Source organism: Corallococcus caeni (assembly GCF_036245865.1).
Taxonomy (GTDB): Bacteria; Myxococcota; Myxococcia; order Myxococcales; family Myxococcaceae; genus Corallococcus; species Corallococcus caeni.
On record NZ_BTTW01000012.1, the window covers coordinates 169,371 to 194,549 of the forward strand.

The window sequence follows — 25,179 nt, forward strand, 5'->3', positions numbered from 1 at the left end:
CCGCCTCGATGATTCGCCTGAACGACATCCTGCAGCGGGTTGCGTCGTACCACCCGGACCCCGACCTGGACATCATCAAGAAGGCGTACGTCTACTCGGCCAAGGTCCATCAGGGGCAGCTCCGCAAGTCCGGAGAGCCCTACCTGATTCACCCCCTGGAGGTGGCGGGCATCCTGGCGGAGCTGAAGCTGGACGAGGCGTCCATCGTCACCGGCCTGCTCCACGACACCATCGAGGACACGCTCGCCACCGCGGAGGAGCTCACGGAGCTGTTCGGTCCGGAGGTCGCCCAGCTGGTGGACGGCGTGACGAAGCTGTCCAAGTTCTCCGCGTCCGCGACGCTCTCCCAGGAGGAGAAGCAGGCGGAGAACTTCCGCAAGATGATCATCGCGATGGCGCAGGACATCCGCGTCATCCTCGTGAAGCTGGCGGACCGCACGCACAACATGCGGACGTTGGATCACATGTCCGAGGAGAAGCAGGCCCGCATCGGACAGGAGACGCTGGACATCTACGCGCCCCTGGCCAACCGCCTGGGCATCTCCTGGATCAAGACGGAGCTGGAGGACCTGTCCTTCCGCTACGTGAAGCCCCAGGAGTTCTTCGCGCTGGAGGAGCAGCTCAACAAGCGCAAGAAGGAGCGCGAGGCGTACATCGAGGACACCTGCGACCTGATGCGCGCCAAGCTCCAGGAGCGCGGCCTCAAGGGCGACGTCAGCGGGCGCTTCAAGCACGTCTACAGCATCTGGAAGAAGATCAAGTCGCAGGGCATCGACTTCGATCAGATCCACGACATCATCGCGTTCCGCATCATCGCGCCGTCCGTGCCCGCCTGCTACGAGGCGCTGGGCATGGTGCACCAGATGTGGAAGCCGGTGCCCGGGCGCTTCAAGGACTTCATCGCCATCCCGAAGCCCAACATGTACCAGTCCCTGCACACCACGGTGATTGGGCCGTTGAGCGAGCGCGTGGAGGTGCAGATCCGCACCGCGGAGATGCACAAGATCGCCGAGGAGGGCATCGCGGCGCACTGGGCCTACAAGGAAGGCCGCGCGCCCATCTCCAAGGACGACGAGAAGTTCGCCTGGCTGCGCCAGCTGATGGAGTGGCAGCAGGACCTCAAGGACCCCAAGGAGTTCCTGGAGACGGTGAAGGTGGACCTCTTCACCGACGAGGTCTTCGTCTTCACGCCCAAGGGCGACGTGCGCAGCCTGCCGCGCGGCGCGACGCCGGTGGACTTCGCGTACGCCATCCACTCCGACGTGGGCGGCCGGTGCGTGGGCGCCAAGGTGAACGGCAAGATTGTTCCCCTGCGCTACAAGCTGAAGAACGGCGACACGGTGGAGGTGCTCACCAGCCCTCAGGCGCACCCGTCCAAGGACTGGCTCACCTTCGTCAAGACGAGCCGCGCGCAGCAGCGCATCCGCGGCTTCATCAAGCAGCAGCAGCGCGACAAGAGCCTGCAGCTGGGCCGCGAGCTGGTGGAGCGCGAGTTCAAGCGCTTCCAGCTCAACTTCAACAAGCAGATGAAGTCCGGCGAGCTCAAGAAGGTCGCCGAGGAGCTGGGCTTCCGCGTCGAGGACGACCTGCTGGTCGCCATCGGCTACGGCAAGGTGACGCCGCAGCAGCTGGTGCAGCGCATCGTGCCGCAGGAGAAGCTGGCGCAGGCGGAGCCGCCCCCGCGCCCCTCGGACGGCAACGGGCCGGGCAGCGGCGCGGGGAACAACGCCTCCATGCTGCCGGGCCTGTCGCGCATGACGGACCTGGCCAAGCGGCTGGTGGGGCGCAACAGCCGCAGCGGCGTCCAGATTGGCGGCGTGGACGACGTGCTGGTGCGCTTCGGGCGCTGTTGCAACCCCGTTCCCGGGGACCCCATCGCGGGGTTCATCACCCGGGGGCGGGGCGTGACGGTGCACACGGTGGGGTGTGAGAAGGCCCTGGCCACGGACCCCGAGCGGCGCGTGGACGTGTCCTGGGACGTGAAGGGCGACTTCAAGCGGCCCGTCACGCTGCGCGTGCTGACGGCCGACCGGCCGGGCCTGCTGGCGGACATCACCAACACGTTCTCCAAGAAGAGCGTCAACATCTCCCAGGCGAACTGCCGGGCCACCGGCGACGACCGGGCGGTGAACACCTTCGAGGTCACCATCTCCGACCTCAAGCAGCTGACGGACCTGATGCGCTCCATCGAGCGGTTGACGGGCGTCTACTCGGTCGAGCGAATCTAGCCCGGTCCTGTGCTACAGCGCGCGGCGGACCCGCGGCCCCCGTCCTCCTGGACGGGGCCGCCTCAACGCGAGGTGTGCTGCATGGCGCGCAAGGCAATCCACTCGGACGACGCCCCCAAGGCGATTGGCCCCTACTCCCAGGCCGTGCAGGTGGACGCCGGGAAGATGACGTTCCTGTCCGGCCAGATTCCCCTGGACCCGAAGACGATGGAGCTCGTCCCCGGTGACGTCGTCGCGCAGGCCGAGCAGGTGATGAAGAACCTGAAGGCCGTGCTCGCCGCCAGCGGCCTGGACTTCTCCCACGTCGTGCGCTGCACCATCTTCCTCACCGACCTGGGTGACTTCGCCAAGGTGAACGAGGTGTACGGCCGCGCCTTCACCGGCTCCCCGCCGGCCCGCGCCACCGTGCAGGTGTCCGCGCTGCCGCGCGGCTCCAAGGTGGAGATCGACGCCATCGCGGTGTCCTGACGCGGACGACGGACCCACGCACCGCTGGAAACACGAAGGCCGTCGGTTCCCGCGCAGGGAGCCGACGGCCTTGTGTGCTTCAGGAGCGGGGGAGGGCTACTTCGCTTCCGCCGCCATCACGACGCCGGCCTTCTTCAGCTCCTCGTCGATGACGCGCTTGAAGGCATCGAAGGGCTGCGCACCCACCAGCGTGCGGCCGTTGATGAAGAAGGTGGGCGTGCCGTTGGCGCCCTTGGAGGCACCGTCCGCCATGTCCGCCTCGATCTGCTTGTCGAACTTGCCCGAGTCCATGGCGACCGTGAACTTGTTCATGTCCAGCTTCAGCTCCCGGGCGTACTTGTCCAGGCTCTCGCGGTCCAGCGCGCGCTGGTTGGCGAAGAGCTTGTCGTGCATCTCCCAGAACTTGCCCTGCTCGTTCGCGGCCATGGAGGCCTGCGCGGCGGCCTTCGCGTGCTGGTGGAAGGGCAGGGGCTGGTGCTTGAAGGCGAACTTGACCTTGCCCTTGTACTCCTTCTCCACCTGCTCGATGGTCGGCACGGCGCGGCCGCAGAAGGGGCACTCGAAGTCGGACCAGGCGACGATGGTCACGGGCGCGTTCTTCGGACCGCGGACCGGGGCGTTGCCGACTTCCACCTTCTGCACCTCCGGCTCGGCGGGCGCCGCGGGGGCGGCCGGAGCGGCGTTGACGTTGTCCTGGTTCAGCTTGGCGTAGAGGTCCTCCGCCTTGGTGCCGGCCGCGAGCGCCTTGTCGGCCTTGGCGATCTCCTGGTCGATGAGGGGCTTGAAGGCCTCGAAGGGCTGCGCGCCGGAGAGGAAGCGGCCGTTGATGAAGAAGGCCGGCGTGCCGTTGGCGCCCACCGCCATGCCCGCGGCGGAGTCCGCGTCGATCTTCGCGGAGAACTTGTTGGAGTCCAGGGCGGCCTTGAACTTGTTCACGTCCAGGCCGATCTCCTGGGCGTACTTCTCCAGGTCACCGCGCTCCAGGGCGCGCTGGTTGGCGAAGAGCTTGTCGTGCATCTCCCAGAACTTGCCCTGCTCGTGGGCGGCCATGGAGGCCTGCGCGGCGAGCTTCGCGTGCGAGTGCATGGGCAGCGGCTGGTGGCGGAACACCACGCGCACGTCCTTGCCGTAGGTCTCCTTGATCTTGTTGATGGTGGGGACGGCGCGGCTGCAGAACGGGCACTCGAAGTCGGACCACTCGACGATGGTCACCTTCGCGGTGGCCGGGCCGACGACGGGGGAGTCCGCGGGGACGTCCACCTTCTTCGCGGCGGCGGGGGGCTCCGCCTGCTGCTGGCCGCGGGCCGGGGCGCGCTCGAGGCCCTTCTCGATGGTGCGCGCGTACACCTGCGACGGGGCGACGCCGCTCTTCACCAGGCCCTCGGCCTTGGAGAGCTCCTCGTCGATGAGGGCCTTGAAGTTGTCGATGGGCTGCGCGCCGGAGAGGAAGCGGCCGTTGATGAAGAAGGCCGGCGTGCCGCTGGCGCCCAGCTGCTGGGCCAGGGCCGCATCCTTGTCGATGGCGGCACCCAGGCGGGAGTCCGCCATGTCCGCCTTCCACTTCGCCACGTCCAGGCCGATCTGCTTGGCGTAGCCCTCCAGGCTCTCCCCATCCAGCTTCTTGTTGTTGGCGAAGAGGAGGCTGTGCATGTCCCAGTACTTGCCCTGCTCACCGGCCGCGAGCGCCGCGAGGGCCGCGGGCCTGGCGTGCGGGTGGAAGGACAGCGGGTTCTGGCGCATCACCACGCGCAGCTTGCTGCCGTAGTCCTTCTGGAGCTGCTCGACGGTGGTGTTCGCGCGGCTGCAGAACGGGCACTCGTAGTCGCTGAACTCCACCAGGGTGACGAGCGCGTTGACGCTGCCCTTGGAGGGGGCGCCATCCACGGGCACCTTGAAGACGGTGGGGTCCACGGCGCGCGCGGGCTTGTTGGCCGCCTGCGCGACAGTGGGCGTGTTGCCGGGGGTGGCTTTCGAGCCGCTGGCGGCACGGCCGCCAACGAACCCGAGCACCAGGCCGACCAGCAAGGCCACGATGACATTGGGCTTCATGGGTTGGGAATGCTCCTGCGCCATAGGTCCGACTCCGGGCCCCAAGCGGGTGTCTGGGTAGGGAAAGGGCGGGGTACTTAACAGAGGGAATTCCAGACACGCAAGCCGCGATGACCGCCTGCGTCCGCCACGAATCCAGAGGCCTCGAAGGGGCGGACAACGACGCTGGGAGGACCAAAATTCCCTCTCACGGCGCGCATCGTGCCACTTTGGCGGTCAGGGTTTCGTGACAGGATGCGCGGCCATGGAAGCCGGTGTGCGCGTGGATACGTCCGGGGCCCTCTGCCCCGTGCCCATCCTGGAGATCGCCAAGGCGATGCGCCGCCTTGCGCCCGGGACGCTGGTGGAGCTGCTCTCCACCGACCGCGGGCTGGAGGCGGACCTGCCCGCGTGGTGCGACGCGACGGGCAACGAGCTCGTCCGCATGGAGCGCCGCGGCGCCCACTATGTGGGCTGGGTGCGCAAGGCGGGGTGAGCGTCCGTGGGGCGCGGGCCTACAGCAGCTGAAGGACGCGGTCCTCCAGACGGCGGCCGCGGCTGACGCCGAGGATGAGGACCTGGTGCTGGAGGAGGTGGCCGACGGTGCGGCTGATGACCTCCTCCGCCTTGTGGGCCTGTCCGTCGAAGCGCACGCGCAGCACGTCCGGGCCCTCCATGCGCGCGTCGGTGACGCCGGGCATGGAGGTGATCTCCGGGATGATGACGTCGCCCCGGGCAATCTGGACGCGGAACTCGGCGCCCTGGCCGGTGAGCTCGGACATGGTGCCCGCCTGCGCGAGCGAGCCCTTGTCGAGGATGGCGGCGGCGTCGCACAGCTCCTCCAGCTCCTGGAGGTTGTGGCTGGAGACGACCACCGTCTGTGTGCCCTTCATGTCCTTGATGACCTGGCGCACCTGCGCGGCGATGCGCGGATCCAGGCCGGCGGTGGGTTCGTCCAGGAGGACGAGGGGCGGGCGGCCCATCAGGGCCTGGGCCATGGCGGCGCGCTTGGCCATGCCGTGGCTGAGCGCCTGCGTCTGGACCTTCCAGGCCTCCATCAGGCCCACCTTCTCCAGGGCGCCGCGGGCCTCGTGCTCCGGCTGGGGCAGGTCCGACAGGCGGGCCCAGTACATGAGCAGCGCGCCCACCTCCCAGCCCGGGGGCAGCACCGCGTCCTGGGGCAGCGCGCCCACGCGGCCCTTGAGGGCGCCGGGCGCGGTGGGCGACACGCCCATCACCTGGAGCGAGCCCTCCGACGGGTAGAGGTAGCCGCACATCATGGAGAAGGTGGTCGTCTTGCCGGCGCCGTTGGGCCCGATGAGGCCGAAGACGTCGCCCTTCTGGACCTGGAGGCTGACCGCGTTGACGGCGACCTTGGGGCCAAAGCGCTTGGAGACGTTGGACAGCTGGATGGCCAGGTCGCTCACAGGTCCCTCGCGCGCAGGACGCCGTAGGCGCCGAAGAGGAAGACGGCCGCGAAGGCGGCGTAGGCCGCGCCGCTGACGGCGAACTCGGCGAGCCTCGGGTGCAGCAGGTTGGTCGAGTAGTAGGACGGGGACAGGTAGCGCAGGAAGCGCAGCAGGTTCTCCTCGCCCACCGCGCGCCCCACGGAGTCCATCAGCCAGAAGACGAAGAGCAGGATGAAGTTGAAGACGAGGCTCACCGCCGGGCTGCGGAAGAGGCTGGAGCACAGGGTGGTGAGGGCCACGTAGGCCAGCGAGAAGACGATGGTGGCGCTCCAGAACTTCAGGAGGTTGAGCACCAGCACCCCGAAGGCGAAGTCGTCGTTGATGATGCGCGCGTAGACGAAGATGGCCAGGTCGATGATCAGCACCAGCCCCACCAGCAGCGTGGCCTGGGAGAGGAACTTGCCCAGGAGCACCGACGAGCGGCGCGCGCGCACCGTGAGGTAGCGCATGGAGCGCGGGCCCACCTCGCCGCTCACCTGGTCGAAGCCCATCAGCGCGATGTAGGCGGGCAGGAAGAAGAGGGTGATCTTGAAGACGATGAGCACCACGATGGGCACCTTCGCCAGCGCCTCCATCATCGCGGCGTCGTTGCTGGCGAGGAAGCCCAGCACGCCCTGGTGCAGCTGCTCCGCGGCCTGCGTGGCCATCTCCGCGTCCCCGCCGGACTCAGCGAGCTTCGCGTTCACCTGGGCCTGCAGCTCCCGGGTGACGAAGCCCACCACCAGCAGCACCAGCGCGGAGAACATGCTGTAGAGCCCGAGCAGCACGATGGCCCGGCCGCTTCTCACGGCCCGGCGCAGCTCCGCTGCCCAGATCACCAATGTCTCTTTGAGTCCGTCCAAGGTGCACAGGACCCTACTGGACCTCCGGTCACCTTCCCAGGTTTCTCCCTGACGAAGGCAGCAGTCGAGGAGGCAAGCCGTGGACAGCGCGCCCTCAGCGACTAGGATCCCGGCGGTCTGCTCCCTGCCCCCCAAGGAGAGCCCCGAAGCATGACGAAGCGCCGCCTGCTCGCAGCCCTGCCGCTGTTCCCCCTCACGCTCCTCCTGGGTGCCTCCGCGCCCAGGACGGACGCGAACCCCGCGCCGTCACCCGCCGCCTCGACGGACGCCCAGACGCTGGCGCGGGCCGTGAGCGCGCTGGGAACGGACGCGGGCCCCTCGGGCGCCCGCGCGCTGGTGGAGAAGGTGGAGGCCGAGCAGCGCGCCCAGGCGGGTACTCCGGACTCAGGGACCGCGAGCGTCGCGCAGGCTCCGGTCGCCCCGGATTCCGGGACCGCCCCCGACGTCGTGGTGGCCCAGGAGGCCACGGACACGCGCCCGGTGGATGCCCGCGCGCTGGCGGAAGCGCTGGCCGCGAAGGACGCGGCCGCGCTGGAGCCCGGAATGGTGCCCCCGATGCCGGTGCCCTCGCGGGAGAAGGCGCCGCCGTTCAGCAAGCTCCAGGGGCTGCCCCGCGCGCAGGACCTGGTGGCCCGCGCGAAGCTGGAGGGCAACAAGCTGGTGGTGAAGGGCGGCAAGAGCGCGCCGGATCAGGTGCTCACCATCGACCCCGGCCTCCAGGCGTCCCTCACGAAGATCATGCAGAACTACCAGGTGCCCTACGGCGCCGCGGTGGTGCTGGAGCCCTCCACGGGCCGCGTCCTCGCGATGGCGGAGCACTCGGAGGCGAAGCCGGAGCTGCGCGGGCTGGCCGTCCGCGCGGTGTACCCCGCCGCGAGCATCTTCAAGATCGTCACCGGCAGCGCGCTCATGGAGGCCGGCGTATCCCCCGAGACCGAGGCGTGCTTCCACGGCGGCAAGCGCCGGCTGAACGAGCGGCAGCTCGAGGACACCGAGCGCGACGGCGCCTGCTATTCGCTTGCGCTGGCCATGGGCAAGAGCGCCAACGTCATCTTCGCCAAGATGACCAGCAAGCACCTGAGCGCGGACGCACTCAAGCGCATGGCGGCGCGCCTGCGCTTCAACCGCGAGATCCCCTTCGCCCAGCCGCTGGACGTGTCGCTCGCGTACATCCCGGAGGACGGCTTCGCGCTCGCCAACACCGGCGCGGGCTTCGGTGACGTGTACCTGTCCCCGCTGCACGGCGCGCTCCTGGCCGCGATGGCCGCCAACGAGGGCCGCTGGGTCGACCCGGTGCTGGTGGAGCCGGAGCCCTTCATGCCGCTGCCGGAGCCGGAGCCCGTGCTCACGCCCACCGCCGCGCACGGGCTCACGAAGATGCTGGAGGAGACCGTCACCCACGGCACCGCGCGCGGCGTCTTCCGCGAGCGCGGCTTCCAGGTGAAGGACGCCGTGGGGAAGACGGGCACGCTCGCGGACCGCGAGCCCTTCCGCGACTACTCGTGGTTCGTCGGCTTCGCTCCCAAGGACCACCCGCGCGTGGCCGTGGCCGCGCTCATCGTGAACGACCCGAAGTGGCGCATCCGCGGCTCCTACCTGGGCCGCGAGGCCCTGCGCCTGGCGCTGGAGCGCATCCCCGCGCCGGTGGAAGTGACGGCCCCCGCGGGCGCCGCCGGCAAGCACTGAGGCGGCCGTCAGGACAGCGGACGCGGGGTGAGCTTCACCAGCTCCGTGTCCACGAAGCCCTGGAAGAACTTCAGCGCCTCCAGCTCCTGGAGCGGCGACACGTGCACGATGGCCGCCACGTCCCGCCGTCCGTCGATGCGCGACAGCAGGTAGCGCTCTGGTGACGTGAGGGGCAGCGTCTTCAGGTGCGCGGGCGTCACCATCAGCGCCGGCACCCGCGACGGCTCCATCAGCGCCTTGCGCAGCTCCGTGAGCAGCCTGCCCTCCGCGTCGCGCAGCAGCTTCGCTGTGTGCTCGGTGGGGGCAATCTCATGCGCGCGCCGGGCCAGCGCCTCGCCGTCGCGCAGGTTGCCCGCGTCCAGGAAGAGCTGTGCGGCCTGGAGCACCTCGTCGGAGGAGGACTCGGAGCCGATGACGCCGCCCGCATTCAGGTCGTCGTCGTCATCGTCCTCCACCACGACGACGGTGTGCGAGCCGGGCTCCGGGGCGGGCAGGGGCGCCTCGTCCGACACGCGCAGCGCGTCCTGCCGGTAGAGCGCGTACAGCCGCTGGTAGAGGAAGAAGTCCGTGGCGTGCAGCGCCAGCGCGATGCCGTCGATGCTCAGGCCGTCCTTCGCCAGCTGCACGATGCGCTCGTCCATGCTGCCGGCCTTGCGGTCCGTCAGCTTGCGCTCGTCCACCTCCAGGCGCACGCGGCCGGAGGGGAACACCGCGCGGATGGCCTGCCACGCCGTCTCGCGGAACTCGCCCTCGCGGCTCACGTCCAGCAGGTCCACGCTGACGTCCAGGCCCTCCAGCTCCGGCGCGGCGTCCGTGGCGCGGAAGTCGAAGCCGCCTTCCTCCCAGGTGAAGGCGTCCAGCAGCATCTCCCGGAACTTGTGGGAGAGCACCGTGCGCACGGTGGCCTCCGACACCGTGCCCGTCATGATCAGGATCTTCCCCAGCAGGATGTGCGTCTCCGCCTGCGTGGCGAACGCGCGCTCCAGCTGGTCCTCCGTCAGGTGGCCCTGGTTGATGAGGAACTGACCGAAGTACTCGCGCGGCTGGTTGGAGCTGGCGGTGATGACGTGGCCGTCGCGCAGCAGGAGCTGCTTGCGCACGTCTCCCCGCTCCACGTTCAGGGTGCCGGTGGCCCGGCGATTCCCGAGGTGGACGACCAGGTCCTTGAGGGGCATCGTCGAAAAATCACCACACACGCCGCGCATCGAGCGCCCATCCTGCAACGCATGCGAGTCGATATCTACTCGAAACCCGGGTGTTCCCTCTGCGTGAAGGCCGTCGCCGTGGTCGAGCAGGTACAGACCCGGCTGCCCTTCGAGCTCTACGTCACCGACATCCTCCAGAGCCCGGACCTCTTCGAGGCCTGGCGTTACGACATCCCCGTGGTCCTCATTGATGGGGTGCCTGCCTTCAAGCACCGCGTGGACGCGGAGGCGTTGGAAGCCCGGATCCGCGAGGTGATGAATGGCATACCCATTGCTAAAACCGTGGGCCAGGATGGGTAACGAAGTGCCCTTCCCTAAGAAATCCGGGGGGATACGAAGGGCGCAAAAGTGACGAGGCTGTAAATCTGGGCGGGCGGGAGGGGTGGTGGGGCAGAAAATGCTGGAAAGGAGGGGACGACAGTGGGCGTGAAGGGCAAGCGAGCGGGAAAGTCGGGCCAGCCTCCTACGGTGCTGCTGGTGGAGCCGCGTGCGGAGGACCTGGAGCGCACCCGGGCGCTGCTGGGGGAGGCGGGCTTCCGCGTGGTGCCCCTGACGCGCTTCGACGCGGCGGTGCCCCTCTTCGAGGTGATCCGCCCGGACGCGGTGCTGCTGGCCGCGCAGCCGCCGGACTTCGCGGCGGTGCAGACGGCGCGGCGCCTGCGTCAGGTGGGCAAGGGCACGGTGCCGATGATGTACCTGGTGGATTCGCACGACCGGGACGCGTGGCGCTTCTGCGTGGAGAAGGGGCAGTGCGTGGACGTGGTGCCGCGCACGGTGGACGGCGCGGAGCTGTCCATGAAGCTGCACGCGCAGATGCGGCTGAAGCAGTCGGTGGAGCGCGCGGCGGCCGGTGAAGAGGCCGGCACGGCGCTGGCGCTGCATGACCCGGTGACGGGGCTCTACAACCGGCCGTTCCTGCTGGCCCTCATCGGGCTGGAGGCGCGGCGGACGGAGCGCTACGGCGGGACGTTCTCGGTGGTGGCGGCGGAGGTGACGGGGTGGAGCGCGCTTCGCAAGGAGCACGGCAAGAGCATGGCGGAGCGGCTGCTCGTCTACAGCGCGGTGGTGCTGGGACAGACGGTGCGCGAGGCCGACGCGGTGGCGCGGGTGGGCGACAGTCAGTTCGCCATGCTGCTGCCGGGCACGCCCGCGGAGGCGGTGCCGGAGGTGCTGGCGCGGGTGGAGGCGCGGTTCGAGGCCGCCCGTTTCCAGATGGAGGGTCGAGTGGTGCGCACGGCGCTGGAGCTGGGGGCGGTGAGCTTCCCGGACACGGTGGGGGCTCCCACCCAGTTGCTGGGCGCGGCACTGCAGACCTTGAGGCGTACACGCGAGCTTCGGCGGGCGGCCGGTCCAGCCCGTCTGATGTCGGTTTGATTCAGTTCACGAGGGTTTGATGCACAGGGCGAGCGGAGGCGTGGGGATGGATCGGATCGCGGTGCTGGTGGTCGATGACGAGGAGTCGGTGCGCACGTTCCTGTCCGAGCTGTTGGGCAGCTCGGGGTACCAGGTGCGCTGTGCCTCGAGCGGTTCGCAGGCGCTGGAGATGCTCTCTGGTGGCTCGTTCGACGCGGTGCTCCTGGACGTGGTGATGCCGGAGATGAGTGGCCTGGAGGTGCTGCGCCGCTACCGGAGCACGGGTGGCACAGCCCCGGTCATCGTGCTGAGCGCGCTGTCGGGCGCGGATGATGCGGTGCGCGCGCTGAAGATGGGCGCGTCCGACTATCTGGCGAAGCCCTTTGGCAACGACGAGCTGCAGGACGTGCTCGCGCGCGCCCTGGGGACCCGCGTGCCGGAGCGCCAGGCGACCGCGCCCGCGCCCCGCGTGGTGCTGACGCCCGCGGAGGCCGCGGCGGAGGCCCGCGTGCTCATCTCCACGTCGCCGGCCATGCGCCGCGCGCGTGCGCTGGTGGAGCGCATCGCGGACACGGACGTGCCGGTGCTGCTGCTGGGTGAGTCCGGCACGGGCAAGGAAGTCATCGCCCGTGAGATCCATGCGCGCAGCCAGCGCCATGGCCGGCCGTTCATCAAGGTGAACTGCGCGGCGCTGCCGGGGGAGTTGCTGGAGAGCGAGCTGTTCGGCCACGAGCGCGGCGCCTTCACGGGCGCCACGGCGGAGAAGCCGGGCAAGTTCGAGCTGGCGGATCAGGGCACCATCTTCCTGGATGAGATTGGCGAGATGGCCATCCGCCTCCAGGCGAAGCTGCTCCAGGTGCTGCAGGACGAGGAGTTCTTCCGCGTCGGTGGCAAGAAGAGCGTCCGCGTGGACAGCCGCGTGGTGGTGGCGACGAACCGCGACCTGGAGAAGGAGATCGCGCTCGGCAACTTCCGCGAGGACCTCTACTACCGCCTCAACGTCGTGGCCATCCGCCTGCCGCCCCTGCGCGAGCGCCGGGAGGACGTGGTGCCGCTCACCGACCACTTCCTGAAGAAGTATGGCAAGGGCTTCATGACGAACGTGTCCGAGCTGCCCTCCGAGGTGCTCCACGCGTTCACCGACTACGAGTGGCCGGGCAACGTGCGCGAGCTGGAGAACATGGTTCGCCGGCTGTGCGTGCTGAAGGACCCGACCCTGGTGCTGGACGAAATCCACGCCGGCGGCCGGACCCCCGCGAGCGCCCCGTCGCTGCCCACGTCGTTCGGGGGCGGGGACGAGTTCATCCCGCCGCCGTCGCGCCACGTGGACGAGGCCGCCCGCGTCTTCGCGGCCCCGCCGTCCTCGCATGCGGCGGTGTCGAACTCCGGCGTGCAGGTGCTGGAGATGCCCTCGCGCGGTGTGATGATGACGCCGGCCCCGGTGGCGGAGGCCTCGCCGTTCAACGCGGTGGCGCCGCAGCGGTACGCGAACCCGTTCGACGCGCCGCAGCCTCCGCCCCCGCCGCCTCCGGCCGGGGAGCTGTCGCTCAAGGACATTGGCAAGCGCGCGGCGATGCTCGCGGAGCGCGAGGCCATCCTCGCGATGCTCCAGCGCACCGCGTGGAACAAGCGCCGCGCCGCCGGCAAGCTGCGCATCAGCTACAAGGCGCTGCTCTACAAGATCAAGGAGTGCGGCATCATCGACCCTCGCGCGAGCGCGGAGTTCTAGAAGCCGGCCTTGAAGACGTGAGACGACGGCCCTTCTTCCGGATGACGGGAGGAGGGCCGTTCACTTGGGCGGGCCTTGCGCGGAGCGGCCGTTGCCCGGTATCGCGGAGGGCATGACGGCTCCGCTCCTGCTGCTCGGCTGTGGCTACACGCTCACGCGGTTCGCGGTGGCGGAGGCCCGTGCGGGCCGCGAGGTGCTGGCCACGACCCGGGAGGCGTCCCGCCGCGCGGTGCTGGAGGGCGCGGGCGTCCGGGTGGTGTCCCTCGATGAGGCGCTGTCGCGAACCGCGGGCGCGCACGTCGTGAACTCCGTTCCACCGGACGCCGGGCTGGATGTCCGCTTCGCGCAAGCGCTGTCCCGCTCGCGTCCGTCGCGGCTCATCTACCTTTCCTCCACGGGCGTCTATGGCTCCGCGCGCGGGCGCGTGGATGAGTCCACGCCGGTGGATACGACCTCCGCGACCTCCCGCGCCCGGCTGGAGGCGGAGGCCCTCTTCCTGCCATTGGGTGCGAGCGTCCTGCGCATCGCGGGCATCTACGGCCCCGGGCGCGGCACGGCCGGACGGCTGAAGGCGGGCACGCTGCGCATCCCGGAGTCGGGTGGGGGGCGGCTGTCGCGCATCCACGTGGACGACCTGGTGGAGGCGGTGCGCGTGGTGCTCGAACGCGGCGCTCCGGGCGAGGTGTACTGCGTGGCCGACCGTCGGCCCGCGACGCAGGAGGAGACGGCCTCCTGGCTCTGCCAGCACCTGGGCCTCCCCATGCCGCCGCGCGTGCCCCTGGCGTCGCTGCACGAGTCCCTGCGCGGCGACCGTGCCATCAGCGCCGCGAAGCTGGAGGCCCTGGGCTGGACGCCGCGCCATCCGGACTTCACCACCGGCTTCCTCGCGGCGATGGAGGAGGAGGCGCGCGGCTCAGCCCTGCCCGGGTGATTCCGACCGGAGGATCTGCTGCAGGTCGAGCTCCGACCAGTCCAGCTCCTGCTCCACCTGCTGGAACGCCGCGTCCCCGATGGTGCCGTCCGCCCGGAGGTCCGCCAGGCGCTTGCGCCCCGCCGCCATCGCGGCGCGCACCATGTCCGCGTCCGCGGTGGGCGGACCCCACGGGGAGCTGGGGCCCGCCTGCGTCCCCGGGCCCGCGTGCGAATGATCCTCGAGCGTCTGCCGCGCGCGCCGCAGCTGCAACTCGTACCGCCGCCGGACCAGGGTCGCCAGCTCCGTCGTGCCCGGTGCGTCCTGCGTGGCTTCCAGGCCCGCGCGCAGCGTCTCCACCCGCGCGAGCCGCACCTCGTGGTCCACCTCGCCGTCGTCGTCCAGCTTCAGCCGCGTCATCAGGGGCCGCAGCGTCATGCCCTGCACCACGAGTGTCCCCAGCACCACGGAGAAGGACGTGAAGAGGATGAGGTCCCGGTAGGGGAAGGCCGCGACCCCGTCGTGCCCCGTGGGCAGCGCCAGCGCGGCGGCGAGCGTCACGATGCCCCGCATGCCGCACCAGCCCACCAGCACCGCCGCGCCGGGCGAGAGCGTGACGGCGGTGGACTTCGACTTGCGCTGCCTCCAGCGGGTGAACGCCCCCGCGCCCATCACCCAGGCGAAGCGCGCGAGGATGGCCGCGCCCGTCACGACGCCCGCGATCGCCCCGTACTCCAGCCACGTCTCCCGGTCGAAGCGCGCGACGATGGTCTTCAGCTGGAAGCCCACGAGCACGAAGGCCAGCACGTTCAGCACGAACGTCGCCACCTCCCACACCGCGTAGGACGGGATGCGGATCCGCGCGGGCGTCAGCGTGGAGGCCGTCCGGGAGATGGTCATCGCGTAGACGACCGTCGTGAGGATGCCGGACAGGTGCAGCCGCTCGGCGATCATCCACACCGCGAACGTGCTGCCGAACTGCGTGATGACCGCCGTGGACACGTCCTCCACGAGGAAGTTGATGCGCAGGCTCACCCACGACAACACGACGCCCAGCAGCAGGCTGCCCACCGTGACGATGAGCAGCGTGGGCACCGCGCTCCAGCCCAGCACGCCGCCCGCGGCCACGGCCCCCAGCGCGAGCCGGTAGATGAGCAGGGCGCTCGCGTCGTTGAACAGGCTTTCGCCCTCCAGGATGACGAGCAGCCGGTGTGGCGGCTTCAACTGCTTCAGCACCGCCGTGGCCGCCGCCGCGTCCGGAGGCGCGACGATGGCGCCCAGCGCGATGGCCGCCGCCCAGGGCATGGCCGGCACCCTCCACCGCACCGCCACCGCGACCGCGATGACCGTGAGCACCACCGCGCCCAGGGCCAGCCCCGCCACCGGCCGCCAGTTCGCGCGCAGGTCGCGGGGGGAGGCATCGAACGCCGCGTCCAGCAGCACCGGCGCGACGAACAGGGTGAGCGCCAGCTCCGGATCCAACACCAGCTCCGGGCTCCCCGGCACGAGCGCCAGCACCGCCCCCGCCAGCGCCACCAGCGCGGGGTAGGGCGTGCCGAGCCGCCGGGACAGCGCCGCCAGCCCCGCGCCTCCCAGCAGCAGCCCGATGACGATCTCGAACACCAGCATGAGGGCCTCGTGGAGCAGTCCACCTGGGACTTCCCCCGCGACCTAGCGCAGGAGGGGCGGTCGCGGACAGTGGCGAATTCCGGACGGCGGAAACGGGCGTCCCGTGGGAGACCGCCCGCGTCATCAGCGGATCTCGATGGATGCCATCAGCCGGGGGCGGGGCGCACCTTTGCGAGGCGGGGTCCGCCAGTGACAGGCTTGCGCTTTCGGGCCGCGTGGAAGCGCGCGGCCCGCGAACCCAGTCCGATGGGGGAACCGAAGATGTCCAGGTCGTTGCTGTTGGCGTCGTTCAACGAGGGCGTCCACCGTTCCATGGCCGGCAATCACGAGGCCGCGGTCCAGGCGTTTGATCAGGTCCTCGCCGTGGATCCGCGCCACTTCCCCGCGCTCACCGCGAAGTCCTTCGCCCTCAAGCAGCTGGGGCGCACCGAGGAGGCCCTGAAGGGCTTCCAGCGCGCCATCGAGCTGGATCCGACCGCGGCGGACCCCTTGCGCGAGGCCGCGCTCTGCCAGCTGGAGCTGGGCGAACCGGAGGCCGCCGCCCTCCTCATGGAGCGGGCGGTGCAACTCAACCCCACCCCGGGATACCGCGAAGCCGCCGCCATCGAGGTCTACGCGCTGGGTAACGCGCTCTTGACCCAGGGCCGGCGGCCGGACAAGGCCCGCTACCGTCTGGCCCGCCAGGTCTTCGAACTGGCGCTGGAGCTGTCGCCCGCCTACGTGGAGGCGGCCAAGGCCCTGGCGGACGTCTGGGAGCACCTGGGCGACCCTACCCAGCGGGAGCACTACACCCAGCTGGCGACCCGGCTGCGCCCCGCCTCCTCCTGAGGCCGCTCGTATCAAATTTTTACAAATGCGGAGGGAAAGGGCGGCACGCCGGTGTTGAATGCCGAGCGGCCCCCCCACCAGGAGAACCCTTCGCATGATCGTGATGCTCGAGCCGGATTCCCCCGAATCCGTCGTGAACGCCGTCCTCCAGCTTGCTTCGCAGTACGAGGGCGTCACCCCGCGTGCCCACGTGGTCCAGGGCGCCGAGTCCACCATCACGGAGCTGTACCTGCTGGGCTCCACCGCGCAGGTGCCGCTGGAGCCCTTCCAGCAGCTGCCCGGCGTGCGCCAGGTGGTCCGCGTCTCCCAGAAGTACCGCATCATCGGCCGGCACGGCGGTCAGCGCACCACTGCGGGCTTCGAGTACAACGGCGTCACCTTCGGCGACAACTCGGTGAACCTCTTCGCGGGTCTGTGCGCGGTGGACTCGCCGGAGAGCGTGGACGCGATGATGGCGGCGCTCGCCCGCTGCGGCATCACCACCACGCGCATGGGGGCGTACAAGCCGCGCACCAACCCGTATGAGTTCCAGGGCCTGGGCGCGAAGTGCCTCCCCTACGTCTTCGAGTCCGCGGGCAAGCACGGCATCAAGGTCATCGCGATGGAGGTGACGCACCCGCGCCACATCGACGAGATCAACGAGGCGCTGAAGAACGCGGGCAACCCCACGGGCGTGATGCTCCAGGTGGGCACGCGCAACGCGCAGAACTTCGAATTGCTCAAGGTGATTGGCCAGCAGCGCACCTTCCCGGTGCTCTTCAAGCGCGGCATGGGCATCACGCTGGAGGAGTCCCTCAACGCGTGCGAGTACGTGGCGAGCGAGGGCAACCCCAAGATCGTCTTCTGCCTGCGCGGCGTGAAGACGCACCTGGGCGACCCGCACCGCAACATGGTGGACTTCGCGCACGTGCCGGTGGTGCGCCGCCTCACCCGCATGCCGGTGTGCGTGGATCCCTCGCACGCCATTGGCCGCGCGGAGGCCCCGCCGGATGGGCTGCCGGACATCTTCCACGCGATTGGCCAGGGGCTCATCGCGGGCGCGTCCATGGTGCTGGTGGACTTCCACCCGACGCCGGAGAAGGCGCTGTGCGACGGGCCGCAGGCGCTGCGCCTGGAGCAACTGGGCGCGCTCCAGCGCTACACGAACATCGTTCGCGCCGCGTACACGGAGGCCGTGAAGAACGGCGACGGGACGCAGGCTGGCGCCAAGGCCGCCGCCGCCGTCAGTCGCTGAGCGCGTAGCTGCCCAGCACCCGGAGCGACGTGCACGCGCTCCGGGCCTCGCTCAGGGCCGCCTTCACCGGCGCGGAGTCCGCCGCGCCGTCCACGTCCAGGCACCAGCGGTAGTCCCAGGCGCGCACGCCACCGGGCCTCGACTCCAGCCGCGCGACGTTCACCCCGTGCGCGGCGAAGGCCGTGAGCACGCCCGCGAGCGCGCCGGGCCCGTTGTCGAGCGTGAGCACCACGGACGTCTTCCACCGCGAGCCGAGATGGGGCGGCACGGCCGGGCCCACCGCGAGGAAGCGGGTGGCGTTGTCCGGCGAGTCCGCGATGTCCTCCGCCAGCACGGTGAGGCCGTAGAGCTCCGCGGCGGTCCGGCTGGCGATGGCGGCCGTGCCCTCCAGGGCTTCCTGTGCCACGCGCCGCGCGGCCACGGCGGTGTTGGCTTCAGGCACGGGCTGGAGGTGGTGCTTCCTCAGCCAGCCTCCGCACTGCGCCAGCGCCTGGGGATGCGACAGCGCGCGCGTGAGGCCCTCCAGCGTGCGGCCCGGCGGCGCGAGCAGGCAGTGGCGCACGCGCAGGCGCAATTCGCCGGCGATGGGCGGGGTGAACTCCAGGAGCAGGTCCACCACCTCCGCCACGGGCCCCGCGAGCGCGCTCTCCAGGGGGACGACGCCGCCGTCCACCGTGCCCCGGGCCACGGCCTCGAAGACGTCGCGGAAGGTGGGGCAGGGGATGCGCGCCACGGAGGCGCCGAAGAAGGCGCCCGTGGCCTCGTCGCCGTACGCGCCGCGCTCGCCCTGGAAGGCGATGCGGCGGGGGGCGGCTTCAGCCATCGACGGGCTCCGCTCGCGGGTAGGTCCCCAGCACGCGCAGCGACGACGTGAGCGGGCGCAGGTCGTCCAGCGCGGCCGTCACCGCGGCGGACGCGGCGTGGCCCTCCACGTCCAGGTAGAAGCGGTACTGCCATGGCGCGCCCGGGATGGGGCGCGACTCCAGCTTGGAGAGGTTCACTCCCCGCTGCGTGAGCCGCTGCAGCACCTGGCCCAGCGCGCCCGGGCGGTGCTCCAGCACGACGAGCAGCGACGTCTTGCACGGCACGTCCGGCGCGAGCGGCGTGGGCTGGCGCCCCACCTCCACGAAGCGAGTGAAGTCCGAACCGGGCTGCAGGTCGCGGGCGAGCACCACGAGTCCGAAGCGGCTGGCCGCGGACTCGCTGGCTATGGCGGCCACCGTGACGTCGTTGCGGTCCGCGACCATCTGCGCGGCGACGGCGGTGTCCGGCCCCAGCACGGCGCGGGCCCCGGGCACGTGCGTGCGCAGGAAGTCCTCGCACTGCGCCAGCGCCTGCGGATGGGACAGCACCTCGCGCAGGTCCTCCAGCTTCGCGCCCTTCACTCCCAGCAGCCGGTGGTCCACCTGGCTCACCACCTCGCCGGTGATGACGGCGTCGCCCGCGGCGAGCACGTCGTAGACCTCGTTCATGCTGCCTGCGGTGGTGTTCTCGATGGGCAGGAGCAGCAGGTCCTGCGCGCCCTGCTTCAGGGCCTCCACGGCCCGCCGGGCGGTGTCGAAGCCGGTGAGGAGCACGCCGCCCGGACGGTGGCCGTAGCGCTGGCGGGCGGCCAGGTGGCTGTAGGAGCCCTCGACGCCAAGGTAGCCCACGCGCAGGGGTGTGGTGTCCAGCCGGGTCACCAGCGCCTGCTGCCTGGCCACGGACATGTCCAGGATGACGCGGTAGAGGCGCTCGACTTCGTGCGGGTCCAGGCCGCGCTCCGCTGCCCGGCCGCGCAGCTTGCGCAGCAGCAGGTCCTCGCGCTGCGGGTCCCGGAAGGGCCAGGCCGTCACCAGCTTGGCGCGCGCCACGTCGTCGGCCAGGGCCATGCGCCGCTGGAGCGCATCGAGGATGTCCTCGTCGATGCGTTCAATCTGCGCCCGCAGGGTCTCCAGGTTGGGGATGTCCGCCATTGCCGGAACATAACAACTCGCGTCGGAGGAGCGGACTTCTCTGGGGGGCCCGTCACATTCCCAGGCGCCGGGCGAGCTCCGGAGGCACCGGGTAGACGGACTCCTTTGGCAAGAGGCGCGTGGCCTGGTCCGCGCGGCCGTCATCCAGGTGCTTGCGCAGCTTCTGGACCAGGGGCGTGAGGTCGGTGATGGACACGGTCCAGTCATCCACGAAGCGCTGGATGACGGCGCGGCTCAGGCCCACCTGGATGCTGTCGTGGGGCAGGCCCGCGCCGCGCAGCGTGCGCTCCGGATCCCACTGGACGTGGACGGGCGCGGACTCGAAGGCCTTGCGCCACGCGTCCGGCGAGCCGTGGGGCTTCGGCTCGTAGCCGGTGAGGACGGCGCTGGCCAGGGCCTCCTCCCAGCCGGAGCGCTTGATGCGGACCGCGAGCGTGCGCTCCTGGCCGCTCTTGCGGCCAAAGTTGGAGCGGTGCATGAGCCACAGGAAGCTGGGTTTGATCCACGTCATCCGGCCCACGGAGAACGGCGGGCCGAACTTCTGCTGCTTCACGGCCACGTCCGCGATGGCGTCGGAGTAGGCCTGATACATCACGATGGTGGCTCGGTCGAAGTCGGCGCGGACTTCGCGGGCTGCGCTCATGGGCGGGCTCTGGGCTTGGCTTTCGGCTTCGATGCTGGGGTCTTGGGAAGCTTCGTCTTGCCCATCTTGAGGACGAGCTCGAAGTGCTCGGCGGGGGTGGGCGTGACGCTGAGGCGGCTGCGGGTGATGAGCGGGAAGTCCTTGAGCGCGGGCGTGGCCTTGATGGTGGCGAGCGTCACCGGCGTGGTGAAGGCGACGACGGGGCCCACGTCCACGGAGGCCCAGTCCTCGCCGGGAGCGGTGGGGTCGGGGCCCGGCTTGGAGAGGACGCACGCCACGCCGACGACGGCCTTGTCCTCGTTGGAGTGGTAGTAGAGGCAGAGGTCCCCGGGCGTCATGGCCCGGATGTTGTTGCGCGCCTCGAAGCTGCGCACGCCCGTCCACTCCGTCCTGCCGTCCTCCTCCAGCTTCGCGTACGCGTAGACGGAGGGCTCGCTCTTGATCAACCAGTACCGCGGAGTCGCCATGGTGGCGCACCCTAGCTCAGCGCCGTCGCGAGGACAGCGGCCCTGAGTACGCCTCGCACCTGGCGGCCTCGTGGTCCGTAAATCCGTCACGCTCCACAGTCCCTCGGTTTCCATCTCCCTGGACCCAGGCGATGAAGCAGCCATTGGAGATGATGCAGCGTCGCTTGTCTGGAAATCGCTTTCACCTCCGGGACTGAGTGATGGAAAGCAGCCCGTATGAACGGGCACTCGTTCCCTCCAAGGAACGGAAAGGCAGCCTCAGGCCCCATGCCGTTATATCCTTCAGACATGCACGCGCATCCCTTTACCGCAGTGGTTATGGCCATGGGACTGGCCTGCACGCCTGGCACCTCCTCGGGAATCATGGCCGACGCCGGGACTTTGGGACCCGCGGCGAGGATCCATGCGCCAGAGTCGGCGCCCACGTCTCCATTCAAGACGTCCATCGTCGTTCCGAACCGTGAAGCGCCCTATGACCTCGAGGCGCTGAACAAGCTGGATACCGACGGGGACGGCGTGCCGGACGGGGACGACAACTGCCCGAACACGGTGAACGTAGACCAGGCGGATAAGGACAAGGATGGATTCGGGGACGTCTGTGAACCCAAACCGATTGGCGTCGACACCGCCACGACACTGAGCGTCAGCCAGTCACCCGCCCGGGTGGGCCAACCCTTGACCATCACGCTCAACGTGCGGAATGTCGGAACCGCCACGGCAAGGTCCGTCGTGGCCACCCTGACCACTGGCGTCGAGTTCTCCTTCGGATCGCTTGCTGCCTCACAAGGGAAATGCTCCCACGACGAGTGGGGCAACTTGCGCTGTCAGTTGGGCGACTTGTCCGTGGGCGCATCCGCGGCCGTCAACGTCGTGTGCACCCCACGGTCGACTGGAAGCCCGAAGCTCGAGGCCTTGGCCATCACCGATGTCCTCGATCGGGATGCCAATAGCGGGAATGACACCCCGTCCCTTCGCCTCACCATTCTTCCCTGAACCCAACCCAACACCTCTCACCGTCAAGGCCAACCAAGCAGGCGCGCTTCAAAAGTTCGCCATGGCTTTAGTTTTGCTTTGCCGGGTGGAAAGTATTTACAGGGAGCTTGCGATTGGAATATCAGACGCCCGCCAGACTTCTGCCTCTGCTGCTGGCAGTGTAGGCCGCAAGGCGTCAGCGGCCCACATCACGGGGCATCGCTTGCATATGAAATGCAAGAGGGGGAATCAAATCAATGCAGTCAATTTCCCGCCGCGCCGGAGCGCCCGGTGTTCTCCGCCGTCCGCGACCTGTCTTCAGTCCAAACCGTGGCTACATCCTCGCCGCCTTGATCGGGATCAGTGGATGCAATGCGTTCGAGCCCTCATCGAATCCTGACAATCATCCGTCAGAAGGAGCGACGACCGCCAGCCAAGGGCAGGCAGTGGTGGTCCCCCCTGCGGTAGGAGTGAGGTACTCCGGCAGGCATTACGAGGTCGAGGTTCTCGCGGCCAATGGAGAAAATGGCATTCTTGGAGTGAGCGCGGGTCCCTCCATCAATGACAACGGGCGGGTGGCCTTTACGGCGAGCGTGTCCGGAGGACAGGCGGTCTTCTACTCCGATGGCTCTCCAGATGCCCCTGTCGTCAGTCTGGTGCCCGCTGCACCGGTCAATGTCACTCCGGGTTGGATTGCGTCCTCGCGAACCTTTTTCGATCACGTTCAGCTCACCAATGATGGCTGGGTCCTTGCGCAGGATCGCGTATCATCGGGCGCTTATTTCCAGCGGCGCTGGGACACTGCGTCTCCCGATACGAACGTGCTCATGGCGCGGAGCGGGGAGTCTGGAAGCAACTTCAATTCGCTCCAGAGCCGCGCCAGCATGAACAACCAGCAGGTGATTGCCTTCGCAGGCCTGGCCAACAACAGCGCTACGAACATATTGGGGACGGGGATGTCCCCGAGCTATACGACCGTCTCCACGCCTACGTTGGCTCGACCGATGATCGCCGATGATGGCCGCATCGTGAGCAGAGAGGGTAGTGCGGCGCAGGCAACCATTCGTGTCCGCAACGCTACCCTGGGAACGGTCGTGGACCTCACATCCCCGACGTTCTTCTCGGAGGTGGGTGATCAACCGGGCATCAGCGATGATGGAAGCATCATCGTCTTCCAAGGCGTCCCGACCACTGCGGGCGTCACCTATCTCCAGACGACTCCTGGGCCAGGCATTTTCGCGAGTATCCGAGATCCGGGAGGAACCTACCGGACTACACGGGTCGTCGGAACCGAAGGGGAACTGGGCCTCAACCCGACGGGTTCGGCTCCAGAGAAGATTTCGTTCAACGCCTATGGAACGGGCCGAATCGCTGTCGTCCACAACGAGATGGGCGACCCGGGCATCGACGACGACAGTTTCGTGGTCATGTTCCCCGCGAAGCCAGACAAGGCCAGCTTCCATGGCGAGTTCAACGCGAACATGGGGCTATGGACCGTGCGCGTCGACCTTCGGGAGCGCGACGAAAACAACCGATTCCGGACCCGCATTTCCCGCCCAGTGCCTGCTGTACAGATTGGGACCACGCTGGGAGACCGCACCGTTACCGCCTTCGACCACTGGGATTCGATTGCGAGCGCGAAGAACATGGGGGGACTCCGCGCATGGTGCATCGGGGTGACCACCGCCTGGCCTTCCGGGTGACCACTGGCAGCGGAGACCTGCTACTTCGCCTCACGCGGCTCGACAGCGACGACGACGGGTTGATGGACCACTGGGAGTCACGTGGAATCGACTTCAACCAGGATGGTCAGATTGACCTTGATCTTGCCGCACTCGGCGCGAATCCAGTCAGGAAAGATGTTTTCGTGGAGGCGGACTACATGGTCAAGCCGATAACGAATGAATCCTACCGCCCCGATACGGTCGGCCTGGAGGCGGTCGCGAAGGTTTTCGGAAAAAGGCGAGTCGCTCTTCATGTTCTCGTCGATGACGGAGACAGCATCAGCCACGCAAGCAGTATTTCATTCGGGCGGGAGGATAAGGATGGCATTCCGCTCCCGGCGCCCTATTTCGAAGACATGAAGTTCGGCGCCGCGCCCTCCCTGTGTGGGACAGGGCATTTCGGGAAGCCTGCGGAGCGCGCGAGCCCGAACTGCCAGAACATTCTGGGGGCTCGGCATCTTGCCTTCCGCTACTTCATCTTCGGAGAGGCGATCAGCGACGAGCCTCGTGCAAGCGGCATCGCGGAGTTCCTCGGAAACGATGGTTTCATTGCGACCCATGACCGCAACGCACTCAAGAGCCTCGTGGGCGATCCGACTCTCTCCTGCTTCAATGGCACCGAGCAGCGGAGGTATTGCGGCATTCGTGAGTTCGAGATGGGAACACTCACCCACGAGTTGGGGCACATGCTCGGCCTGCTCCACGGTGGAGACGACCTCCAGAACTGCAAGCCCAACTATCTGAGCGTCATGTCCTATACCCTCCAGTTCCGGCATGCCTGGGGGGACACGAGGCGCCCTCTGGGCTTCTCTGATGTGGCGCTACCCATCCTTACCGGTGAGTACCACTTCCTGGACGAGGCCCACTTGAACGAAGCCATTGGCATTGAATACACTGGCGAGCCTCGGATGGTGGTGCACGGAACAGACACGGGCGATGTCAAGGTAGTCCCTGCCGTAGGCGCCATCAACTGGGATGGCCAGGGCGGGATCTCCACGGGGACCGTTGAGCAGAACCTCAACTTCATCAGCAGGCTGGGGGATGCCTGTCCCGCACAGGCCGCTGGCACATCCCAGCCAAAGTCCTCTCTGGTAGGCTACAACGACTGGGATTTGATGCGGTTCGAGTTCGATGCCACTCGTCAGGTCCTGACCAACGCCGGTACCCCTTGGCACCCAGAGGATGAAAGCCCTCTGGATATCGCATCGCTCAATCTGTTCGATACGGATGGCGACGGGATTGCCGATGGTGAAGACAACTGCCCAAACACGCCCAATTCCTCCCAGGCGGACGCCAACGGCGACGGCTTCGGAGACGACTGCCAGCCTCAGCCCCTTCCTTACGACACGGAAGTTGCTCTGACGGCTTCGCCGTCGCCGGTGGTCGCTGGACAGCCCCTCACGTTGACGCTCACCGTCAACAACGTTGGGTCGGCCTCTGTGGCGGCGGTCATCGCGACGACCCAGTTGCCTCCTACGGTGAGCTTTACGTCCCTGACCGCATCCCAGGGAAGCTGCTCCCGCGATGGTTTGGAGAACATCCGATGCACACTGGGGAGTATCGGTGTCGGGAACTCGGCCACTGTGACAGTCGTGGGCGCTACCTCCACGGCCGGTACGTTGAAGTTCGAAGCGTTCGCCCTTTCGGACCTTCTCGACCACGATGCCAATGGCGGAAATGACACCGCGCTGTTGACGGTGAACGCCACGCCTCAACTTTGAGATCGTCTCGGTACATCCGAGTCCACCAGGGTTGATTTCGTTACCGACGTGAATACTCGTGCCAGCCTTGCAGCGCGAAAGGCTGGCA

22 protein-coding genes are annotated in these 25,179 nt (G+C 68.7%); 13 read left to right on the plus strand and 9 right to left on the minus strand.

Annotated elements, in window-relative coordinates:
• Positions 1–8: 8 nt before the first annotated feature.
• Together AABA78_RS36045 and AABA78_RS36050 are read left to right on the plus strand one after the other, a co-directional pair.
• Positions 9–2,228: a RelA/SpoT family protein gene (locus AABA78_RS36045; RefSeq protein ID WP_338270019.1), complete on the plus strand. Its 2,220-nt coding sequence runs from the start codon at positions 9–11 to the stop codon at positions 2,226–2,228.
• A gap of 81 nt (positions 2,229–2,309) precedes the next feature.
• Complete coding sequence (locus tag AABA78_RS36050) at positions 2,310–2,696, plus strand: RidA family protein (RefSeq protein WP_120608341.1); 387 nt, start codon at positions 2,310–2,312, stop codon at positions 2,694–2,696.
• Between the two features lie 96 nt (positions 2,697–2,792).
• Here the strand turns inward: AABA78_RS36050 and AABA78_RS36055 are convergent, their stop codons facing one another.
• Positions 2,793–4,745, minus strand: a complete 1,953-nt coding sequence (locus AABA78_RS36055) for a DsbA family protein (protein WP_338270020.1) — start codon at positions 4,743–4,745, stop codon at positions 2,793–2,795.
• 244 nt (positions 4,746–4,989) lie between these two features.
• Between AABA78_RS36055 and AABA78_RS36060 the strand changes: the two genes are divergently transcribed.
• On the plus strand, positions 4,990–5,220 hold the full coding sequence (locus AABA78_RS36060) for a sulfurtransferase TusA family protein (protein ID WP_120606216.1): 231 nt from the start codon (positions 4,990–4,992) through the stop codon (positions 5,218–5,220).
• Between the two features lie 19 nt (positions 5,221–5,239).
• Here AABA78_RS36060 and AABA78_RS36065 read toward each other — a convergent pair whose 3' ends face one another.
• Positions 5,240–6,151, minus strand: a complete 912-nt coding sequence (locus AABA78_RS36065) for an ATP-binding cassette domain-containing protein (protein ID WP_171420631.1) — start codon at positions 6,149–6,151, stop codon at positions 5,240–5,242.
• Complete coding sequence (locus AABA78_RS36070; RefSeq protein WP_370469505.1) at positions 6,148–7,011, minus strand: ABC transporter permease; 864 nt, start codon at positions 7,009–7,011, stop codon at positions 6,148–6,150. Before AABA78_RS36070 ends, AABA78_RS36065 begins: the two co-directional genes overlap by 4 nt.
• A 174-nt stretch (positions 7,012–7,185) precedes the next feature.
• On the opposite strand from AABA78_RS36070, the gene AABA78_RS36075 reads away from it, so the two are divergent.
• Positions 7,186–8,721 carry a penicillin-binding transpeptidase domain-containing protein gene (locus tag AABA78_RS36075; protein WP_338270022.1) on the plus strand — a complete coding sequence of 512 codons (1,536 nt, stop codon included), beginning with the start codon at positions 7,186–7,188 and terminating at the stop codon, positions 8,719–8,721.
• 8 nt (positions 8,722–8,729) lie between these two features.
• On the opposite strand, the gene AABA78_RS36080 is transcribed toward AABA78_RS36075, so the two are convergent.
• Positions 8,730–9,926, minus strand: a complete 1,197-nt coding sequence (locus AABA78_RS36080; RefSeq protein ID WP_338270023.1) for a DUF4388 domain-containing protein — start codon at positions 9,924–9,926, stop codon at positions 8,730–8,732.
• Between the two features lie 21 nt (positions 9,927–9,947).
• On the opposite strand from AABA78_RS36080, the gene AABA78_RS36085 reads away from it, so the two are divergent.
• The 4 genes from AABA78_RS36085 (at position 9,948) to AABA78_RS36100 (ending at position 13,939) form a co-directional block, all read left to right on the plus strand.
• Positions 9,948–10,226: a glutaredoxin family protein gene (locus AABA78_RS36085; protein WP_338270024.1), complete on the plus strand. Its 279-nt coding sequence runs from the start codon at positions 9,948–9,950 to the stop codon at positions 10,224–10,226.
• A 120-nt stretch (positions 10,227–10,346) separates the two neighbouring features.
• The gene (locus tag AABA78_RS36090) at positions 10,347–11,300 is read left to right on the plus strand and encodes a diguanylate cyclase domain-containing protein (RefSeq protein WP_171417194.1); all 954 of its coding nucleotides are present in this window, start codon (positions 10,347–10,349) and stop codon (positions 11,298–11,300) included.
• 46 nt (positions 11,301–11,346) lie between these two features.
• Entirely contained in the window at positions 11,347–13,008 is a 1,662-nt protein-coding gene (locus AABA78_RS36095; protein WP_338270025.1) for a sigma 54-interacting transcriptional regulator, read from the plus strand.
• Positions 13,009–13,120: 112 nt separating this feature from the next.
• Positions 13,121–13,939, plus strand: coding sequence for an SDR family oxidoreductase (locus AABA78_RS36100; protein ID WP_338270026.1), 819 nt, complete (start codon positions 13,121–13,123; stop codon positions 13,937–13,939).
• On the opposite strand, the gene AABA78_RS36105 is transcribed toward AABA78_RS36100, so the two are convergent.
• The gene (locus tag AABA78_RS36105; protein ID WP_338270027.1) at positions 13,922–15,547 is read right to left on the minus strand and encodes a Na+/H+ antiporter; all 1,626 of its coding nucleotides are present in this window, start codon (positions 15,545–15,547) and stop codon (positions 13,922–13,924) included. The two genes, AABA78_RS36100 and AABA78_RS36105, sit on opposite strands and share 18 nt — an antisense overlap.
• 261 nt (positions 15,548–15,808) lie before the next feature.
• On the opposite strand from AABA78_RS36105, the gene AABA78_RS36110 reads away from it, so the two are divergent.
• Together AABA78_RS36110 and AABA78_RS36115 are read left to right on the plus strand one after the other, a co-directional pair.
• Positions 15,809–16,375 (plus strand): tetratricopeptide repeat protein, encoded by a 567-nt coding sequence (locus AABA78_RS36110; RefSeq protein ID WP_338270028.1) that lies wholly within the window; start codon positions 15,809–15,811, stop codon positions 16,373–16,375.
• Positions 16,376–16,469: 94 nt separating this feature from the next.
• On the plus strand, positions 16,470–17,609 hold the full coding sequence (locus AABA78_RS36115; protein ID WP_338270029.1) for a 3-deoxy-7-phosphoheptulonate synthase: 1,140 nt from the start codon (positions 16,470–16,472) through the stop codon (positions 17,607–17,609).
• Here the strand turns inward: AABA78_RS36115 and pheA are convergent.
• From pheA to AABA78_RS36135, 4 genes are read right to left on the minus strand one after another with little or no spacing between them, the layout of a single operon-like run.
• Positions 17,599–18,432 carry a prephenate dehydratase gene (gene pheA / locus AABA78_RS36120; RefSeq protein ID WP_338270030.1) on the minus strand — a complete coding sequence of 278 codons (834 nt, stop codon included), beginning with the start codon at positions 18,430–18,432 and terminating at the stop codon, positions 17,599–17,601. The genes AABA78_RS36115 and pheA overlap by 11 nt on opposite strands.
• Positions 18,425–19,564, minus strand: a complete 1,140-nt coding sequence (locus AABA78_RS36125; protein ID WP_338270031.1) for a bifunctional chorismate mutase/prephenate dehydratase — start codon at positions 19,562–19,564, stop codon at positions 18,425–18,427. The genes pheA and AABA78_RS36125 overlap by 8 nt, the downstream gene beginning before the upstream one ends.
• Positions 19,565–19,616: 52 nt before the next feature.
• Positions 19,617–20,207 carry a DUF4291 domain-containing protein gene (locus AABA78_RS36130; RefSeq protein ID WP_338270032.1) on the minus strand — a complete coding sequence of 197 codons (591 nt, stop codon included), beginning with the start codon at positions 20,205–20,207 and terminating at the stop codon, positions 19,617–19,619.
• The gene (locus tag AABA78_RS36135; RefSeq protein ID WP_338270033.1) at positions 20,204–20,674 is read right to left on the minus strand and encodes an EVE domain-containing protein; all 471 of its coding nucleotides are present in this window, start codon (positions 20,672–20,674) and stop codon (positions 20,204–20,206) included. The genes AABA78_RS36130 and AABA78_RS36135 overlap by 4 nt, the downstream gene beginning before the upstream one ends.
• A gap of 288 nt (positions 20,675–20,962) precedes the next feature.
• Between AABA78_RS36135 and AABA78_RS36140 the strand changes: the two genes are divergently transcribed.
• From AABA78_RS36140 to AABA78_RS36150, 3 genes are all read left to right on the plus strand, one after another.
• Complete coding sequence (locus AABA78_RS36140; RefSeq protein WP_338270034.1) at positions 20,963–21,667, plus strand: thrombospondin type 3 repeat-containing protein; 705 nt, start codon at positions 20,963–20,965, stop codon at positions 21,665–21,667.
• A gap of 449 nt (positions 21,668–22,116) precedes the next feature.
• The gene (locus AABA78_RS36145) at positions 22,117–23,349 is read left to right on the plus strand and encodes a hypothetical protein (protein WP_338270035.1); all 1,233 of its coding nucleotides are present in this window, start codon (positions 22,117–22,119) and stop codon (positions 23,347–23,349) included.
• On the plus strand, positions 23,310–25,091 hold the full coding sequence (locus AABA78_RS36150) for a hypothetical protein (protein WP_338270036.1): 1,782 nt from the start codon (positions 23,310–23,312) through the stop codon (positions 25,089–25,091). Before AABA78_RS36145 ends, AABA78_RS36150 begins: the two co-directional genes overlap by 40 nt.
• Positions 25,092–25,179 lie beyond the last annotated feature (88 nt).